Consider the following 18,199-nt stretch of genomic DNA (forward strand, 5'->3'; position numbering starts at 1 on the left):
CAACTCACCTAGGGTTAACGGGAGCTAGCGCCCGGCGGTGCAGACCCTGAAGTCGGGTGCGGCCTTGCCGGCGACGAGCGGCCCCGCGGAAACGGTCTGCACATTGCCCCCCGCCGGGGCGACCACGGCGTAGACGCGGCAGTCTTCGAGGTCGTAGCGGCGGAACTCGTTGGCGCCCTCGCGCCTTGTCAGGGCGGGCGAGCCCAGAGCCGCCTCCAGCGTACCCACCGGCGCGCCGATGAAGGTCTCGGCAGCGGGGCCGAGGGCTGCGGGGGCGGGGGCCTCTTCGTTCGTTCCCGCTTCCCGCCCGATCAGCTCGCCCAGGGGGTCCGCCCGGCCTGCGCCGGTGTCCCTGCCGCCGGTCGGCGTCGTACAGGCGGCCAGCGATGCCGCGAAGAGGATGGACAAGAACGGCAGTCCGCCTCTAACCGGGCTCTTCGTCGAGAGAGGTTTCTTCATGGCCGATATCCAGGTTGCAGCGCTAGGTAATGCGATAGTCGATGTCCTCGCCGACGTCGATGAAGCCTTTCTTGCCGACCATGCAATTCCCAAGGGCGGCATGGTGCTGATCGACACGGATAAGGCGAGGGAGATCACCTCGGCCTTCACCGATACGGTTCGCGTGGCTGGCGGCTCGGCGGCCAACACCTGCGCGTGCCTCGCCAGCCTCGGCGGCACGGCGCGGTTCGTCGGCAAGGTGGCTAAGGACGAGCTCGGCGACATCTACCGCAAGTCCCTCACCGATCTCGGCATCACCTTCACTACCCCCGCCGTCACCGATGCCCTGCCGTCCGGCCGCTGCCTGATCGCGGTGACCTCCGACGCCGAGCGCTCCATGGCGACTTATCTGGGCGCCGCCGGTGAGCTCAGCCCCGAGGACATCCAGGACGGCGACTTCGAGACCGCCCAGATCTGCTACCTCGAAGGCTATAATTTCGAGGCCCCCCATGCACGCGCAGCCTGCGTCGAGGCAGCCTCGCGCGCGAAGAAGTCGGGCCGCTTCGTTGCCATGACGCTCTCCGACGCGGGCATGGTGCAGCGCCAGCTCGAACCCCTCCGCGAGTTCCTGAAAGACACCGTGGACATGGTCTTTGCCAACCAGGACGAAGCGGCGATGCTGACCGAGCTCGACGATCCGATGGAAGCAGCGACTGCGATGCGCGGCTACGGCCTCTGGGGCGCGGTCACCATGAGCGAGAGGGGCAGCCTCGTCTTCGGTCCGCAAGGGGACATCGAGAAGGTGGACGCCATCCCGCCCAAGCAGCTCGTGGACACCACCGGCGCGGGCGATGCCTATGCGGCGGGCTGGCTCTACGGCTTCACCACCTGCAAGCCGCTCCAGGACTGCGGCAGGCTCGGCAGCCTCTGCGCCGCGGAGGTGATCTCCCATATGGGACCGCGCCCGCAAGTGAGCCTCAAGGAGCTAGCCCAGAAAAAGGGGCTGATCGACCGAGGCTAACGGGAGCGTGCGACGAAGGAGGCTAGAAGGTCGTCCTCGGCGCCGAGGAAGTCTCTAGGAGACTGCGAGAAGAAGGCGCGCATCACCCGCGTGAAGTGGGCTTGATCGGCGAAACCCATCTCCGTTGCCAGGGCCGCCAGCACGGGGGGCTCGCCGCGCTGCAGCGCCCCTGCCACGTTGGCCATCTGCACGATGCGCGCATAGGTCTTGGGCGTCAGACCCAGAAGGTCGGCGAACTGACGCTCCATGGTCCGCTGGGTGGTGCCGAGACGATCGGCGACCATGCTGACCGGTAGCCGCCCGCCCTCCTCTTCCCACAGATCGCAGGCGGAACGGAAGGGCTCGGGGGCGGGCTTCGCTTTCTCGATGAGCGCTTTCATGGCCGCCTGCAGCTTCTCCGCGGCCCGCCCCGTGCTGTCCTCGGAGGCGGCGGCGAGCACCTGTCGCCGCGCTTCCTCGGGAAGGCCCGTTGCGGCCGATCCGATGTCGAGGACCCGTCCCACGCTTCTTGCGCCGCGGTGGCCGAACAAACGGTAGGGGGCGTCGGGGTTTAGCTCGAGGAGGATGTGGCGCAGCGGCCCCTCCGTCTCCAACCTAGCCGTTTGGCGACCGATCTGCCCGGAGAAATGCGCCTCGCCGCCCGTCAGGGTCAGCTCGGCTCCCTCCCAACGCGCCGTGATGCGTCCCTCCAGGATCACGCCGATATAGAAGAAGCCGGTCGGCCAGACCTGCTGCCGGAAACCCGCTCCCGCCTGGATGTCGGCGGTCATCAGGCGCCGCGCATAGCCCGCCAGCGCCGGATCGGCGGAGGTGGCGCGGTAGGTGCTTTCAGCGCTGTTGTCGCCTTTCTTCAAGACAGCCTCCCCACAATGTCTTTGTATTGATGAAGCATTAGCAAACGGGGCGAAAATGAAACGGTTTATTGCAGGCGCTGCGGCGCTTCTCTGCGGCGCGGCCAGCGCCAACGCGGCGCAGATCATCGCCGACTTCGAGGACGGGACCACGCAAGGCTTCCTGGTGTCGAACTCCCTCGACCTGTCGAGCTTCACCGGTACGAGCTTCGTCGGCGCGGAGATCGTCAACGCGGCGGGCGGCAATCCGGGGCGCTTCCTCCTGACCAACGATCTCGCCCCGCAGCAAGGTACGATCCTGGTCAAGGCGTCCGATGCCTTCACCGGCGACCTGTCGGGAAAGGGCGCGATCGTCTGGGACGAGATCGACTTCGACGGGTTGAACCGCGTGTTCTCCCAGCGACTCTTCCTGGTCGGTCAGGACGGCACGACCTTCGTCTTTGACACCGATCTGATCCCGCTGAACGTCTGGACGGCGAGGTCGGCATCGCTGACCGACGCATCGGTGTGGACACTTCTGGACGGTAGCGGCTCGTCGAGCTTCGCCGACGTGGTGGGGGATGTGGCCGCGGTGATCTTCCGAACCGAGGTCGGCCAGAACACTAACAGGGAGAGCGGCCTGGACAATGTCGGCTTCCTGGTTTCGGAAGTTCCAGTGCCCGCCGCTGCGCTTCTCTTCCCGCTCGGCGTCGCCGGCGTGCTGCGCCGCCGGGCGAGATGAACTCCCGCAAGAGCTGGCCGCCCAGGGGCGCGGTCAGCTCTTGCGGCTCGCCTTCTCCTCGATACCGGAGACCCCGGCCCGGCGGTCGAGCTCGGCGGCGACGGCGTTGAGGCTGGTGCCGTTGGCCTCCAGAAGGACGGCGAGGTGGTAGAGGACGTCCGCGCTCTCGGCGATCAGCTCGGCGCGGTCGCCCTTGGCGCCGGCGATGGCCGCCTCGACGCCCTCCTCGCCGAGCTTCTTCGCCGCCTTCTCCCGGCCTTGGGAGAGGAGCTTGGCGGTGTAGGACGTCTCCGGATCGTCGCCCCGGCGCGCGTGGATGCGGGCGGTCAGCACGTCGAGCGCCTCGCCGATGCGGCTCACCATGTCTTCCTCACGGGGATACCCCTCTCCATCATCGCCTCCTTCGCCTCGCGCACGGAGTAGGTGCCGAAGTGGAAGATGCTGGCCGCCAGCACGGCGGATGCGCCCCCCTCGGTGACGGCGTCGCTGAGATGATCTAGCGTTCCCGCCCCGCCCGAGGCGATGACCGGGATACCAACTACGTTCGTCACTGCGCGGAGCAGCTCGTTATCATAGCCGTTCTGGACGCCGTCCTGGTCCATGGAGGTGAGGAGGATCTCCCCCGCCCCCCGCTCCTCCGCAAGCTGAGCGAACTCGACGGCGTCGATGCCGGTTGGCTTCCGCCCGCCATGGGTGAAGATCTCCCAGCGGCCCTCCGCCACCATCTTCGCGTCGATAGCGCAGACCACGCATTGCGAGCCAGCAGCGAGGGCCGCCTCGGTGAGCACTTCGGGACGCTTCACGGCGGCGGAGTTGATCGCCACCTTGTCCGCGCCCGCCCGTAAGAGCGCCAACATGTCCTCCGCCGAGCGCACGCCGCCGCCGACCGTCAGGGGACAGAGCGCCTCTTCTGCAGTGCGCGTCACGGTGTCCAAAAGCGTACCCCGGTCCTCATGGCTGGCGGTGATGTCCAGGAAGCAGATCTCGTCCGCCCCCTCGCGGGCATAGCGCGCCGCGGCCTCCACCGGGTCGCCTGCATCGCGAAGCCCGACGAAGCTCACGCCCTTGACCACACGCCCGTCCTTCACATCCAGGCAGGGGATGATCCGTGTCTTGAGGGTCACGAGCGCACCCCCGCGATGGCTTCGGCAGGGGTGAAGCGGCCCTCGTATAGCGCCTTGCCGATGATGCTGCCGCGAATGGCTTTGGTCGCAGCCAAGGCCTGAAGATCGCCTACGGAGGAGATGCCGCCGGAGGCGATCACCGGGATAGAAGTTGCCTCGGCCAAAGCTTTCGTCGCCTCGACATTCGGCCCCTGTAGCGCGCCGTCGCGCTGAATGTCCGTGTAGACGATGGCCGCCGCGCCCAGGCCTTCGAACCGGCCCGCCACCTCCGCCGCGGACAGGGTGCTGGCGTCGTCCCAGCCTTCGGTGGCGACCATGCCGTCCTTGGCGTCGATGCCGATCACGACCTGGTCCGGGAAGGCCTTGATGCAGCGCCTCGCAAAGTCGGGATCCTTGACCGCCGCCGTGCCGAGGATCACCCGCGCGACGCCGAGCTTCAGCCACTCCTCCGCTGTCTGAAGGGTGCGGATGCCGCCGCCGAGCTGCACGCGGGCATCGGTCGCGCCGAGGATACGCTTCACCGCCTCGGCATTGGCGGGCTCGCCCGCGAAGGCGCCGTCTAGGTCCACCACGTGAAGGTTCGTGAACCCCTTACCCGCGAAGCTCTTCGCCTGGGCGGAAGGATCGTCCGCATAGGTCTTGGCCGTGGCCATGTCGCCGCGCAGGAGGCGTACGGCCTTGCCGCCCTTGAGGTCGATGGCGGGCCAGAGTTCGAAGCTGGTCATGGCCGCCACCCCAGGAAGTTCGCCAGGAACGCCATGCCGTAGGGTCCGCTCTTCTCAGGGTGGAACTGGGCACCAGCCACGTTTTCTCTTTGTACGGCAGCGGCGAACTGCTCACCGTAGGCGCACGTGGCGATCACGTCGCTCTCATCCTCCGTATCGAAACAGAAGCTATGTACGAAATAGGCATCATTGTTCTTAGGCACAAGCGGAGAGGGGCGGGAGGAGGCGACGTCGTTCCAGCCCATATGGGGCAGGCGGAGGGAGCCCACTTTAAGCTCTCTCACCATGCCGGGGATAAGTCCCAATCCTTGCGTTTCCTCATGCTCCAGCCCCCGGTCCGCCAGAAGCTGCATGCCGACGCAGATGCCGAGGAAAGGCGTGCCGCGCGCCACTGCCTCACCGATGGCCTCCTTGGCGCCGGGGCGGGCACGCAGGCCCTCCATGCAGCTTCGGAAAGCGCCGACGCCGGGCAGGACGAGCCGGTCGGCTGACCGGATCGCCTCGGGCTCCGCGCTGGCGACGATCCGCAGGCCGCTCACCCCCGCCGCCCGCTCCAGGCCGCGCCGGGCTGAGTGCAAATTCCCCGCGCCGTAGTCGATCAAACACACCGTCTGCATGGCGTGAGGGAATGGCGGGAACAGAGCAGGAGGGCAACAAAAAAGGGCGCGCCGCATCCGGCACGCCCTTCTCTTGGCCGATGGCCGAAAAGCTTACGAGCAGTCCTCGACGGCTTCCTTAAAGGCGTCCGAAGCGTTGGCGAGCTCGTCCGGGCTGGTGATGCCGGCGATCTCAGCCATCAGGTCCTCGTCGGCAGCGACTTTCTCGGCCAAGCAGGCGCAGTCGGCTTCGCCGCCATACTTGGACTGGAACTGCTCACAGGCAGCCTGCAGCTCGTCGGCGGATTGAACGGTGTTGAGCGCGAGCAGCGCTGCGATGATCGATGCGAACATGAATAGCTCTTCCCTAAGATGTTTGGGCCGCTCACGGCGGCGCGACGGAACTTAACGGCCATTAACCGAGTTGCAAGCGCAACTTTATCGCATTTCTCAGGAGCCGAGCGAGCCTTTCGTCGAGGGGATGGCCCCCGCCGCCCTCGGGTCCACCGCCACCGCCATCTTCAGGGCACGGGCCAGGGCCTTGAAGCAGCTCTCGGCGATGTGGTGGTTGTTGGTGCCGTAGAGGTTCTCGACGTGAAGGCAGACCCCCGCATTGCCGGCGAAGGCGTGGAAGAACTCCTTGAAGAGCTCAGTGTCGAAATCGCCGATCTTGTCGCGGGTGAACTCGGCCTTCCAGACGAGATAGGGCCGTTTGGAGATGTCGAGGCTCGCCCGTGTCAGGGTCTCGTCCATAGGGATATAGGCGTGGCCGAAGCGGGTGATGCCCTTCATGTCGCCCAGGGCATCCGCCACGGCGAGGCCGATGACGATGCCGACGTCCTCCACCGTGTGGTGCTGGTCGATGTGAAGATCGCCCTCGGCAGACACCTCGAGGTCGATGGAGGAGTGCTTGGCGAAGCCCTCCAGCATGTGGTCGAAGAACCCGACGCCTGTGGAGATCTTCGCCTCGCCGGTGCCGTCGAGGTTCAGCCGGACGGTGATGTCCGTCTCCTTGGTCTTGCGGTGACGCTCGGCGGTGCGGGTGGTCATCTGTTCTCTTCCCGGTCTGCGACAGCCGCTCTAAGCGGGAAGCCGACAAGCGGCAACAGCGCCGCCGCGGCGAAGGATCGTCGCATCAGCTAGCGATGGAGGCGACCCGCCACGTGGTTCCGGCCTCGTTCTGGATGACGGTTGCCGTCGCCCGCAACTGGTCCGCGAGATCCTGGATCAACTGCTGTCCTTTTCCTGTTCGGCCCGTCTCCTCTTCACTGTTCGGCTCGACCGGCTTGCCGATGCCGTCGTCTCGAACCGTGAGGGCGAGCTGCGAGTTCTCCGCCGCCAAGGTGACCTTCACGGTTCCTTCGCCCTCCGGGAAGGCGTGTTTGAAGGCGTTGATGACCATCTCGCACACGAGCAGGCCGATCGGGGAAGCCAGACGGGACCGGATCGTCAGCGGCTCGCACTGGAGCTCGGTCGTCACGTTGTCCGGGGCCAGGGCGGTGGAGAGCATGGTGAGCAGCTCTTCGAGGAACGGCGCGGCTTCGAGCTCGCAGCGCTCGTTCGTCTGGTGAAGGTGATCGTAGACCAAGCCCAAAGTGGACAGGCGGTATCTCAGCCTCTTCGGTGCCTCCGCACGAACGAGGCTGGCTGCCATCTGTAGCGCGTTCTTCGTTCGGTGGTGCTCCTCTGCGATGAGGACCGCGCGGAAATTCGCGATACGGCGTGAGCTGCGCCATCCATAGGCGGCGAGTCCGGCGATGAGGAGGAGGCCCGCTCCGCCTGCCATGGCCGCCCACGTATAGACACGCTGCCGTTCGAGCTTCGCGCTGTTGAGTTCGTTCTCAGCCTTCTGCAGTGCCTGCTCGCTTCGCAGGAGGTCGATGGCCTGTTCCTGGTTCTTCATCTCGAAGAGCGTCTGGGCGTCGACGGAGACCTTGAGCTTTTCCGCGTCGAGCCAGTCCGCATGCATGTCGAGGGCGTAGCGGGCGTAACGCAGGCCCTCCTCCGACTGGCCGGTCGCCCCCAACAGATGGGCCATGCTTCGGGCGTAGGCCACGGCATAGTACCGATCCGTCCCGTCGAAGACCGAGCGAAGGTCGGTTTCGGGAGTGATCCCAGTAAGCTCCGCTGCCCGTTCGAGCGCCGCCTCGGCTCGGCCCTCATTGCCTCGTTCGACCTCCTTGGTTGCCGCCCAGACGAGAAGCTCCGCCGTTGCGAAGGGGTCGTTCTCCTCTGCGGTGAGTTGTCCGGCCTCGAAAGCCAAATCGAGCGCGGTCTCCTCCTTTCCGGTGGCAAAAAGGGACCTCGAATAGTCTTTGTACATCACCGGCACCACCTGCTTCGCACCAGCCTGGTCGAGGACCTTGGTAGCCGTATCGAACTCGACCAATGCTTCTTGGTGACGCTCGAGCTTGGTAAGAACGCCGCCGATCGCTATACGGACGATCCCGTAGTTGACGGACTTGGACCGTTCTGCATCCTCCAGCGCCTGCCGAACCGTGAGCATCCTCTGAAGGCCCGCCTCGTAGTCGCCGAGATCCAGAAGGACGTTGGCGATGTCGTAGTTAACCAGGCTCGCGAGCAAGGGCTCGCCGTTCTCCAAATAGAGCTCACGCAGCTCCTCGGCGGCGCCGATCGAGGCGACCGTATTGCCCCTCGCCCGCTCGACGAAGCGCGTGCGCGCGATGATGACCTGACGCACATGCGGCCGATCGCTGATCGGGAGCTCGCTGAGCTTGGCGATGATGGCATCCACCTCGTCCACCCGCCCCAGTCGCGACAACATCTCGGAATAGATTCGGAGGGCGTAGGCCTCGCTGATCGCATCTTCTGCGAGGGCCGCTCGCCGCAGGAGATCTTCGGCTCTTCGAAGGTTGTCCTCGTTGGGGGCGACACTGTGCTCGCCCAACCGGATGACCTCTCCCTTCAGGACCGCGGCACCCGTCAGCTTCGACAGGTCGAGGTCTTGGAAACCGTTGCTGGCGATGACCTTCAGCCCGCTCATCGCTGCATCCAGCAACAGCGGCTGGTCTTCGGGCCTCGCTGTCTCCAAGGCTTCGAGGCAGGCTTGTTTCGGCGTTTTGATCAGGTTGCCCTCGGCATCACGAAGGGCTTCGCCGGGATAGCATGGCAGCTCCCTCAGCACGGCAAGCTCGGTCGCTGCAGCATATGCAGAGTAGGGGAGAAGAAGCACGCCAGTGCCGATGATCAGTCCCAAGGCTCGCCAAAGGAACATCCACGCAGAACCCCTTCTCAGGTGTTTCGCGATCGAGCGCTGCTGGTAAGCCATATGGCGTCTGTTCTCCCAAGCGAAGGTAGACCGTTCGCGCCGCTAGCGGATGGCACAGCATCGGTGAGGCTTTAGCCTTCGTACCGCAAACGGGGGACAAATAAACCCGATGCCCGCGCGGATCGGCAAAGCGCTGTCGGAAGACGATCGCGGTTACTGCTATGCCTGACAGGCGTTCAAGAGCAACCGGCGGCGGCGTCCTCCATCGCCTCCTTCGCCGCCATGTCCGAAGGTTGGATGGCGTCCGCCTCTTCGAGCCTCGCTACCCAAGCCAAGGCGTCCTCGGCCCGCTCGCAGCGCTCTTCGTCCCGGCCCCATGCCTTGAAGACCTCGACCTCCTCGGTCCGCTGCACGAGCATGGCGCGGTAGAGCCTTGGGTCGTCCGGCCGCTCTTCGAGCTGGGCGAGGAAGTAGGCCGCGCCCTCGGCCTGGGCGGCGGCGGCCTCCTCGAACCGTCCGAGGGCGGCCAGGGGCAGGGCCGTCTCGCGCATGGCCAGGAAGTCCTGATAGGCCGCGTCCTGGCTGTCCGGGTCGATGGCCAGCCTGTGCCCCGAGTACCGACGTGACGCCGCGTAGTCCTCCAGCGCCTCCCCATGGCGGCCGTCCTTGTAGCGGACATAGGCCCGCTGCCAGTGGGCCAGGGAGCGCGAGCGAAGGTTGAAGCCGGAAAGGGGCGCCTCGACATCGTCCGCCCTGTCGAGGTCGTCGAGGCTGCGGGTCAGGACCTCGTCCGCCTCGCCCCACCTAGCCTCGTTGGCGAGGGCCCTGGCGATGCGGCGCCGGAAGTTCGCCGCGGTGGTGTAGGCCCGCCCGCGCGTGGCAGCGTCGCCGAGCTCCTCGGCCTCCTCGATACCCTGCTTCATCAGCTCGATGGCGTCGTCGTTCTTCCCGCCCATGGAGAGGGCTGTGGCAAGATCGCTCATCAGCGACAGGCGCTGGGGATGGACGTAGTGCTCCTCGGGGAAGTAAGCCGCGGCGGTCTCCATGAGGCCGATAGCCAGGCGGGCGGTCTCGGCGGCGGTCTCGGGGTCCTGGTTGTCGAGCAGCTCCTCGTAGATCTTCGGGCGGAGGAGCCAGGCCCTCGTGGCGGCCACCGCTGGGTCGTCCGGATAGGCGAGGGCGAGGCGTTCCAGACGCTCTCCTGCCGCCCGCCGCAGGGGGAGGCCTGCCTCGGCGGTGGCGTCAGGGAAGACGTTGGTGTCCGACACCATCTGAGCAAGCTTCACCTGCCCCCGAGCGACATCCAAGCTGAGCATGTCGTCCGCGCGGGGATCGGCTTCTAGCTGCTCGAGATACTCCTGCCCGATGCCTGCGGTCAGGCGCCTCGCCTCGTCGGTTCCCTCGATGCCGTAGATCGCCTCGTCGAGATCGAACAGGACCCTGGCGGCCAGCCCCCGCAGGGCGTCGAACCTCGCCACCGCCTCCGTTTCGGCCTCCTGGGCGCGGACGGCGAGGATGCTGGCCGTGAGCGTCCCTCCGACCAGGGCGACCACCGCCAGAAGGCTCGCCGCCGTGCCGAAGGGGTGACGCCCGCCAAAGCGCGCCGCCGCCGTGAGAAACCCGCTGCGCGTGCTGACAGGGAAGCCCTGCCGGTAGCGGCGCAGATCCTCGGCCATGGCTTCGACGCTCTGATAGCGCGCGGCCGGGTCAGGCGCGGAAGCCTTAGCGGCCACCGCGTCGAGATCCCCCCGGCGAGGGACGTCGATGTCCGCGGCGAGGTAGGAGAGAAGGCGCCCCAGGCTGTAGATATCCGCCGCCGTCCCGCCGGGCTCTCCCTCCATCCGCTCAGGGGCCGTGAACCCCTCGGTGCGCGCCCGGCTGAGACGCGCATCATCGGTGCCCAAAGACTGGGAGATGCCGAAGTCGATCAGCTTGACCACCCCGTCGGGCCTGAAAAGCACGTTGCCAGGGCTGATGTCGCGGTGCGCCACCCCCAGGCTGTGCGCGTAGGCCACGGCCCGCAGAATGTCCGTGAAGGCATCAAGGCGCGCCTCGGTATTCATCTTCGACCGTGCCTCGTGTAGGGGGCTGCCCTCCACGAGTTCCATGACGATGTAGGGGCGGCCGTCCTCCGTCTCGCCGCCGTCGAAGACCTGGGCAATGTGGGGGTGGTTCAACCCGGCCAGGGTTCTGAGCTCGTCCTTCAGCCGCGCCGACAGGCGGCCGCCTGTATCGCGGCGGCGGGCGAGCTTGATCGCCACCGTCTGCTCGAAGGCGCCGTCGTCGCGCTCGGCGCGGTAGACCGCGCCCATCCCCCCGCGGCCGACGACCTCGCCCAAGACCCAGGGGCCGATCCTGGGAGGCGGGGGCGCCTCCTGGCTCTCGGCGAAACGGTCGAGCGCCCCGCCGGTGGCGAGATCCGCACTCTCGACCGACAGGAGGTGAAGCGCCCTCTTGCGAAGGGCGGGGTCGTCCTCTGTCCGGCTCCTAACGAACGCAGCGCGTTCCTCGGACGGCACGGCGTAGGCCTCGTCCAGCAGCGCCAGGAGGCGCTGCTCTTCTTCCTTGCTGGTCATGTGTTTCGTCCCCCTGTCTGATGAAAACGCCCTAGGCCGATCCGCCCTGGCTAGAGCGCGTTCGGAAAGATCGGGCTCGGCCCCCCGAGCGGCGCCTGCGGCTCCTCGTCGGGCTCCTCCGTCACGAAGCCCTTCTCGCGAAGGAGGCGCTTGCTCTCCTCCCAGAGGTCCCTCGCCATCTTCTCGTGGCCCTCGGGCAGGGTGGGCGTGGCGGGGCTCTCCTTGTCCCAGTAGAGACCGTTGTTCCAGGCGCCGTCGTCGGAGAGGGCGGCCGCGAGCGTTGTCTTCGCGCCCTTCTCGGCGCTGATCTGCATGGGTTTGGTCAGCAGGAACGCCGCCTGCCAGAGGCCGGGGAAGTGGTCGGACCGGCCGAAGTCGGAGTTGACGAATCCGGGGTGCACCGCGTGCGCCCTGACGCCCATCCGCCCGTAGCGCCTGGCCATCTCGCGGGCGTGGAGGAGGTTCATCAGCTTGCTCTCGGCATAGGCGTTGCGGGCGCGGCTTCTCTTCTCGGGGAAGAGGTTCTGGGGGTCGAGCTGGCGGGCGAACTGGTGCGCGGTGGAGGAGAGGTTGACCACCCGCGCCTCGCCCCTCGCGCGGGCGGTCTCGAGGATCTTCGGCATCAGCGCTTCGGTGAGGGCGAAGGTGCCTAGATGGTTGGTGCCGACGACCAGCTCGAAGCCGTCCTTGGTCTGCCCCTTGGCGGTCGAGGCGAGCCCGGCATTGTTGACCAGCACGTCGATGCGCTCGGCCTTGGAGAGCTGATCCGCCGCCGCCCTTACCGAGCCGAGGTCGGCGAGGTCGAGGGGCTGCACGGCGAGCCGTTCGCTGCCGGTGGCCTCCTTGATCCTGGCCGCCGCCGCCTCGCCCTTGGCGACATCGCGCACGGCCAGCACCACCCGCCCGCCCGTCTCGGCGAGCGCCTTGGCCGTCTCGAAGCCGATCCCGGTGTTCGAACCGGTCACGACATAGGTCTTCGCTTTGTGCTCCTGCATGGGGGAAGAGTAGTCGGCTTCGCCGCCGGGGCCAAACGGCAGAAACAGGCGCGGAGGATCACGGGTAGTGGGTCGGTTTGAACATCTCGGTAGAGAACTGGCGACACCCCTACCTCTCCCTCTGGGAGAGGTCGAAGGCTGCGTGAGCAGGCTTCGGGTGAGGCCGTTCTTGAGGTCAAGCTCGGTCTACCACTCGCCCTCACTCGACATCGAAGATGTCGATCTCTCCCGGAGGGAGAGATGAGCAAGTGCGCACCCTAACCAAGAAGACTGCCGCTTTCGTTTCGAACTGACCCGCTGCCGCATCACGGAAGCGCTAGGAACTGGCCGCGCTTTGCGTTACTCTTTGCAACATGGCGACGAGGTGGACACACGCATGGGCTGCAGAAGGGGCGCTGGCATCGCTGCGCTTCGTCTTCGCCCTGTGGCTCCTCGCCTTCTCGATCGGCGCCGGCTCCCATGAGCACGAGACCGGCGAGCATGGCGGCCATGCCAGCGTCTGCGTCCTCTGCAGCATTGCCGGCAGTGATGACGGCGACGATCTCCATCCTGCTGGCCCAGGGCTTCGCCTCGCCGCTCCTTCGGCGGAGGTCGCGCCCCTCGTCGCTCCAATCGCGGCGGTGGTGCAGGGCCAAAGCCGGGCGCGCCATCCTGTCAGAGGGCCGCCGCTTCTTTCCTGAACCCTCTCCCTTTTCGGCCAGACATCAGGAAACCCATCATGAGCCATACCGCTGCGGTCGCCCAAGACCGCCCCGTCTCCATGCGCCCGCGCATGACCCGCAACGACCGCGCCGTCCTCGGCTGCCTCGAAGACCTCGCCAGGCCCATGAAGGCCTATGAGCTGCTCGAGTGCCTGCGCGAGCACGGCATCAACGCGCCGATGACCGTCTACCGGGCGCTGGCGCGCCTCACCGACCGGGGTCTCGTGCGCAAGATCGAGTCGCTCAACGCCTACTACGCCCTGCCCGGAGAGGCCCGCGGGGAGTGCGCGGCGTTTCTCATCTGCCGCCACTGCGAGGCGCTGAGCTTCCGCAAGGTGGACGCGGCGGCGGTCTCGGGCCTGGTCGGCGATCTCGACATCAGCGACGCCTATATCGAGCTGACGACGGACTGCCTGTCCGAGGAGAGTGTGCTGCTGTCGGGGGGCTGCCGGAAGCAGTAGCGCCGCTCGCGCTGCATCTGGACCCGGCGGGGCCAAACCCGCTAGCGCTTCCGCTTTCCGCCCCTAAGTGAGGGGCGGGCCAAGCGGAGGCATAGTCCATGACCACGATCATCAGCGTGAGGCGCGGCGGCGAGGTGGCCGTGGGCGGGGACGGGCAGGTCTCCATGGACAAGACCATCTCCAAGGGTGATGCGCGCAAGGTGAGAAGGGCTGCGAACGGCAAGGTGATCACGGGCTTCGCCGGCGGCACGGCGGACGCCTTCGCGCTGCTCGAACGGCTGGAGACCCGCCTCGAGCAGTACCCCTCCCAGCTCACCCGCGCCTGCGTGGAGCTGGCCAAGGACTGGCGCACCGACCGGGCCATGCGCCGCCTCGAAGCGCTGCTGATCGTCGCCAATGAGGAGACCACGCTGATGCTCTCCGGCCTCGGCGATGTCATTGAGCCCGAGCGCGAGGAGGGCGGCAGCGTCATCGCCATCGGCTCCGGCGGCACCTACGCCCAGGCGGCGGGGCTCGCGCTCCTTCGCAACACGGACCTCTCGGCGGAAGAGATCGTGCGCGAGAGCCTCTCCATCGCCGCCCGCATCGACGTCTACACCAACGAGACCGTCACCGTGGAGACGATGAAGCGATGACACCCATCAACACCGTCATTCCGGAAAGCTGCAAGCTTATCCGGGACCCATGGACCGGGCGTTGGAACCGATCCGTCAGTAGCCATCGTAGCTCTATCCGGGCCATGGGTCCCGGATATGGGCTCCGCCCATTCCGGGATGACGAGGGGAGAAGATAAAATGAAACGCGCCTTCTACCTTCTCACCGCCGCCCTCCTGGCCGTGGTCCTCGCAGGCATCGCCGTCTTCGGTGAGGGGATCGTCCGTACCCATGGCGGCGATGTCCTGGTCGTCGTTTGGATGTACCTGGTGCTGCGGGCCCTCTTCCTCCTGCCCAAGAGCACAACCGCGCTGATGGCCCTCGTCATCGCCTTCGCGGTCGAGGTCGGTCAGCTCTTCGACCTTGCAGGCCTCCTGGGCCTTGCCGAGACGAGGGGAGGGCGCCTGGCGCTCGGCAGCACCTTCGACATCCTCGATCTTCTGGCCTACTCCGTAGGCGCCCTTCTCGCCGTCCTCCTCGACCGCACGAAAGACCAAGCATGACCGACCTCACCCCCCGCGAGATCGTCTCCGAGCTCGACCGCTTCATCATCGGCCAGAAGGATGCCAAGCGCGCCGTTGCCGTGGCGCTCAGGAACCGCTGGCGCCGCCGCCAGCTCGACAGTCAGCTTGCGGACGAGGTGATGCCCAAGAACATCCTGATGATCGGCCCCACCGGCGTCGGCAAGACCGAGATCAGCCGCCGCCTGGCCAAGCTCGTCGGCGCGCCCTTCGTCAAGGTCGAGGCGACCAAGTTCACGGAAGTCGGCTATGTGGGCCGGGACGTGGACAGCATCGTCCGGGATCTCGTCGAGGTCGCCCTGCAGCTCGTCCGTGAGCGTCGCCGCGAAGAGGTCCGCGCCCGCGCGCAGGACGCTGCCGAGGAGCGGGTCATCGCGGCCCTCGTGGGCGATACGGCGTCTGAGGCCACCCGCGAGAGCTTCCGCCGTAAGCTGAGAGACAACCTCCTCGACGACACTGAGATCGAGCTGGAGATGACCGATCAGGGGCGGGGCATGTCGAGCTTCGACATCCCCGGTATGCCCGGATCGTCCGTGGGCATGATCAACCTCTCGGACATGATGAAGGGCGCGTTTGGCGGCCAGACGAAGAAGCGCAAGATCCTGGTCAAGGACGCCTACAAACCCCTCATCGACGAGGAGAGCGACAAGCTCCTGGACGACGAGAAGATCACCTCCGAGGCCCTGCACGCGGTGGAGAATGACGGCATCGTCTTCCTCGACGAGATCGACAAGGTGGCCAAATCATCCGAGCGCGGATCGGGCGATGTCAGCCGCGAGGGGGTGCAGCGCGACCTCCTGCCGCTCATCGAGGGCTCGGTGGTCGCCACCAAGCACGGCTCGGTCAAGACCGACCATATCCTCTTCATCGCGTCCGGCGCCTTCCACATCGCCAAGCCCTCGGACCTTCTGCCCGAGCTTCAGGGCAGGCTGCCCATCCGGGTGGAGCTCAGATCCCTGACGAGAGACGATTTCCGCGCCATCCTGACCGACACCGAGGCGAGCCTCCTTCGTCAGTACGAGGCGCTGATCGGCGCGGAAGGGGTAACGCTGACGTTCACGGAGGACGGCATCGACGCCCTCGCCGATATGGCCGCCCGCGTCAACGAGAGCGTCGAGAACATCGGCGCCCGCCGCCTCTCCACCATCCTGGAGCGCGTCCTCGAAGAGATCAGCTTCACCGCCGCCGACAAATCAGGCGAGGCGGTCACCGTGGACAGGGCCTATGTGGAGAGCGCCCTGGAGGGCCTGGTGGGGCAGCAGGATCTTTCGAAGTTTATTCTCTGAACCTCTTCCAAAAGCAGCCCATCGCTGACCGGGCTTCAAACGCCGTTTACCTACATAGAGCTCCGCTGACAGAAATCCTTTAACCCTCAATAGGTAAGGCTCTCCACTTGCGTGGCGGAAAGGGCAGGGCGAGCTATGGGGCTTCTACGATGACGTTGCTGACGGACCGTTCCGCCATGACCGCTTTGCGCACCCTCAAAGCCGTGGAACGCAGTGCTGATCAGACGCGTGCGCGCATCTCTACCGGCCTCAAGGTGGCGGAGGCCAAAGACAACGCCGCGTTCTTCCTGGTGGCCAGCAAGACGCGCTCCGACGTGGTCATGCATGACGGCATTGCCGACAACCTGACACTTGCCAGGGGGGCGATCCAGGCCGGCACGACCGGTATTCGCAGCCTTCACGGTGTCCTCGACGACCTAACCTCCCTCGCAGTGGCCTCTGAGCAGGGCATCGCCATCGGCGAGCTGCAAGCGACCTTCGAGGGGCTCCTCGACCAAGCGCGCGAAGTGGTGGCGGCGAGCAGCTTCAACGGCACCAATCTTCTCGAGACCGGCTCTTCTCGGGATATCACCATCGGCTACGACAACAGCGCGGGCAGCTTTCACTTCGATATGCTCGAACTTCGTTCCCAGGGGCTCGACCGGCGCGGCACCGACGTGACCGGTATGACGCCCGGCGGCACGGGGGGAACCGGCGGGACAGGAGGCACCGGGGGGACGGGCGGCACAGGCGGCACGGGCGGCACAGGCGGCAGCAGCTCGACCCTTGGATCGGGCACCTATGTCTTTGACAGCTCCGCCCCCACCGCTACGGCATCAGGCTCCGACGGGGGCACCACCCTTAATTGGACCGCTTCGACGAGCTTTCCCGGCATGACGGCGATTCCGGAGAGCGGCGGCAATATCCGCTGGACCAATGCGGCGGACATCTACGCCAATGCGCCCCGGATGGACTTTACCATCAACACGGCCGGGGTCACGCCAGGCACCACCTACTATATCTGGATTGAGGCGGCGGCCAATAATGGCCAGGACAACTCTGTCAATGTCGGCATCGACGGCACGTTGATCACCACCAACAAGGGCGTCTCCTATCCTAGCGGCGTCGGCCCTACCTGGAGCGGCCTCGACGCAGGCTCCGGGACCAGACTGTCCTTCACTGTCACCTCGCCGGGGACTCAAACCATCAATATCTGGGGCCGCGAAGCGGAGACCGCCGTCGGCAACGTGGTCATCAGCGACGACCCAGCCTTCGTCCCCAGCGGCAGCGGGCCAGCGGTGACGGGCTCGGACGGCGACGGCGCGACCACAGCCACCACCGGCGGGACGGGCGGAACAGGGGGTACCGGCGGGACCGGGGGCACGGGAGGCACCACAGGCACGCCCTACATCCCTCCGACCCTGGCCCAGCTCGCCAGCCCCATTACCGGCGAGGACGCCCGCAACGCGGCCAGCTTCCTCGAGCTGATCGCCGTCCTCGACCCCGCCATCACCCAGTACGACATCGGCGGCGCCATCGCCGTGATCAACGCCGCCCGCCACAAGCTCGTCACCGCCGAGAGCACCCTCGGCGCGTGGGACGGCATCATCGAGCGGCGCCAGAGCTACCTGACCGACGTCTCCGGCTATCTAGAGACCGGCATTGCCGCCCTGGTCGAGGCGGACCTCGCCGAGGAGTCCTCCCGCCTCCAGGCCGTCCAGGTGCAGGAAGACCTCGCAAGGCAGAGCCTCAGCCTCATCAACGGCCGCAAGGGCTCGCTTCTGTCCCTCTTCCGTTAAGCCCCTAGTCGCACATTCGAGACAACGAAGCTTGCTAGTTGTAGGCAGGCCGTACGGGTCTGGCCGATAGGACTTATCCCCCTCCGCCCCCACCCCCCTATAACCTCCCCCAGCTTCTCCCCGCGTTCAGGGACGGTCCGGACGTTGACAGATTGGCGGGGAGGCGGCGTGCGTAAGGGAGGGGCTGGGTCACGTCCGGTCTCGGGTTCTGGGGCGGCAAGGTGCCCCGCCCGTTCGCTCTCCCGCGCCGAGGGCTTGAAGCGCTGACCGCTTTGCGGCGGACCTCCGGTGCGTCCGGCGTCATGGGGACATCCCGTGGCCGGGAGGACGCTTAGGCCGGGTCACCCCGCCCCGCGGCCGGCCCCTCGTATAGAGCGCTGGCAGCGGCGGGGTGCGGCGGCACCTCACAACACCAGTCATAGGCCTCCGCGGCTCGCCGCTGCAGCTTCCCTGACCACCTCTCTCATCCCCCGCGGACCTCCGCTCGGCGGGGCGAGGGTGCTTTGTCCTGCCCATCCCGGT

General features: G+C 66.7%; 19 protein-coding genes. 8 read left to right on the forward strand and 11 right to left on the reverse strand.

Annotation, left to right across the window (positions count from 1 at the left end; all coding sequences use genetic code 11):
* Positions 1–24: 24 nt before the first annotated feature.
* Positions 25–459, reverse strand: a complete 435-nt coding sequence (locus tag NOG11_RS01615) for a hypothetical protein (protein ID WP_256617880.1) — start codon at positions 457–459, stop codon at positions 25–27.
* Between NOG11_RS01615 and NOG11_RS01620 the strand changes: the two genes are divergently transcribed.
* Positions 458–1,459, forward strand: coding sequence for an adenosine kinase (locus NOG11_RS01620; RefSeq protein WP_256617881.1), 1,002 nt, complete (start codon positions 458–460; stop codon positions 1,457–1,459). The genes NOG11_RS01615 and NOG11_RS01620 overlap by 2 nt on opposite strands.
* Here the strand turns inward: NOG11_RS01620 and NOG11_RS01625 are convergent.
* Positions 1,456–2,313, reverse strand: coding sequence for a helix-turn-helix domain-containing protein (locus tag NOG11_RS01625; protein WP_256617882.1), 858 nt, complete (start codon positions 2,311–2,313; stop codon positions 1,456–1,458). The genes NOG11_RS01620 and NOG11_RS01625 overlap by 4 nt on opposite strands.
* Positions 2,314–2,368: 55 nt before the next feature.
* On the opposite strand from NOG11_RS01625, the gene NOG11_RS01630 reads away from it, so the two are divergent.
* The gene (locus NOG11_RS01630) at positions 2,369–3,031 is read left to right on the forward strand and encodes a hypothetical protein (RefSeq protein WP_256617883.1); all 663 of its coding nucleotides are present in this window, start codon (positions 2,369–2,371) and stop codon (positions 3,029–3,031) included.
* 33 nt (positions 3,032–3,064) lie between these two features.
* Here the strand turns inward: NOG11_RS01630 and NOG11_RS01635 are convergent, their stop codons facing one another.
* The 9 genes from NOG11_RS01635 to NOG11_RS01675 form a co-directional block, all read right to left on the reverse strand.
* Positions 3,065–3,382, reverse strand: a complete 318-nt coding sequence (locus tag NOG11_RS01635) for a phosphoribosyl-ATP diphosphatase (RefSeq protein WP_370468213.1) — start codon at positions 3,380–3,382, stop codon at positions 3,065–3,067.
* A gap of 5 nt (positions 3,383–3,387) precedes the next feature.
* Complete coding sequence (hisF, locus tag NOG11_RS01640; protein WP_256617885.1) at positions 3,388–4,155, reverse strand: imidazole glycerol phosphate synthase subunit HisF; 768 nt, start codon at positions 4,153–4,155, stop codon at positions 3,388–3,390.
* Positions 4,152–4,880, reverse strand: a complete 729-nt coding sequence (gene hisA / locus NOG11_RS01645) for a 1-(5-phosphoribosyl)-5-[(5-phosphoribosylamino)methylideneamino]imidazole-4-carboxamide isomerase (RefSeq protein WP_256617886.1) — start codon at positions 4,878–4,880, stop codon at positions 4,152–4,154. Before hisA ends, hisF begins: the two co-directional genes overlap by 4 nt.
* Entirely contained in the window at positions 4,877–5,497 is a 621-nt protein-coding gene (gene hisH / locus NOG11_RS01650; protein WP_256617887.1) for an imidazole glycerol phosphate synthase subunit HisH, read from the reverse strand. Before hisH ends, hisA begins: the two co-directional genes overlap by 4 nt.
* 93 nt (positions 5,498–5,590) lie before the next feature.
* A complete protein-coding gene (locus tag NOG11_RS01655; RefSeq protein ID WP_256617888.1) occupies positions 5,591–5,830 on the reverse strand; it encodes a hypothetical protein in 240 nt (79 codons plus the stop codon).
* Between the two features lie 96 nt (positions 5,831–5,926).
* Complete coding sequence (gene hisB, locus NOG11_RS01660) at positions 5,927–6,526, reverse strand: imidazoleglycerol-phosphate dehydratase HisB (RefSeq protein ID WP_256617890.1); 600 nt, start codon at positions 6,524–6,526, stop codon at positions 5,927–5,929.
* An 85-nt stretch (positions 6,527–6,611) separates the two neighbouring features.
* Positions 6,612–8,711, reverse strand: coding sequence for a sensor histidine kinase (locus NOG11_RS01665; RefSeq protein ID WP_256617891.1), 2,100 nt, complete (start codon positions 8,709–8,711; stop codon positions 6,612–6,614).
* Positions 8,712–8,941: 230 nt separating this feature from the next.
* Entirely contained in the window at positions 8,942–11,281 is a 2,340-nt protein-coding gene (locus NOG11_RS01670) for a serine/threonine-protein kinase (protein WP_256617892.1), read from the reverse strand.
* A gap of 50 nt (positions 11,282–11,331) precedes the next feature.
* Entirely contained in the window at positions 11,332–12,276 is a 945-nt protein-coding gene (locus NOG11_RS01675; RefSeq protein WP_256617893.1) for an SDR family NAD(P)-dependent oxidoreductase, read from the reverse strand.
* Positions 12,277–12,629: 353 nt separating this feature from the next.
* On the opposite strand from NOG11_RS01675, the gene NOG11_RS01680 reads away from it, so the two are divergent.
* The 6 genes from NOG11_RS01680 (at position 12,630) to NOG11_RS01705 (ending at position 17,677) form a co-directional block, all read left to right on the forward strand.
* Positions 12,630–12,956: a hypothetical protein gene (locus NOG11_RS01680; RefSeq protein WP_256617894.1), complete on the forward strand. Its 327-nt coding sequence runs from the start codon at positions 12,630–12,632 to the stop codon at positions 12,954–12,956.
* 38 nt (positions 12,957–12,994) lie between these two features.
* Complete coding sequence (locus NOG11_RS01685; RefSeq protein ID WP_256617895.1) at positions 12,995–13,438, forward strand: Fur family transcriptional regulator; 444 nt, start codon at positions 12,995–12,997, stop codon at positions 13,436–13,438.
* A 98-nt stretch (positions 13,439–13,536) separates the two neighbouring features.
* Entirely contained in the window at positions 13,537–14,073 is a 537-nt protein-coding gene (gene hslV, locus NOG11_RS01690) for an ATP-dependent protease subunit HslV (RefSeq protein ID WP_256617896.1), read from the forward strand.
* Positions 14,074–14,232: 159 nt separating this feature from the next.
* Positions 14,233–14,595 (forward strand): ribosomal maturation YjgA family protein, encoded by a 363-nt coding sequence (locus NOG11_RS01695; protein ID WP_256617897.1) that lies wholly within the window; start codon positions 14,233–14,235, stop codon positions 14,593–14,595.
* On the forward strand, positions 14,592–15,899 hold the full coding sequence (gene hslU, locus NOG11_RS01700; RefSeq protein WP_256617898.1) for an ATP-dependent protease ATPase subunit HslU: 1,308 nt from the start codon (positions 14,592–14,594) through the stop codon (positions 15,897–15,899). The genes NOG11_RS01695 and hslU overlap by 4 nt, the downstream gene beginning before the upstream one ends.
* A gap of 149 nt (positions 15,900–16,048) precedes the next feature.
* Positions 16,049–17,677: a flagellin N-terminal helical domain-containing protein gene (locus NOG11_RS01705; RefSeq protein ID WP_256617899.1), complete on the forward strand. Its 1,629-nt coding sequence runs from the start codon at positions 16,049–16,051 to the stop codon at positions 17,675–17,677.
* Positions 17,678–18,199 lie beyond the last annotated feature (522 nt).

Origin of the sequence: Parvularcula maris (assembly GCF_024505085.1) — a bacterium.
Classification (GTDB): Bacteria; Pseudomonadota; Alphaproteobacteria; order Caulobacterales; family Parvularculaceae; genus Parvularcula; species Parvularcula maris.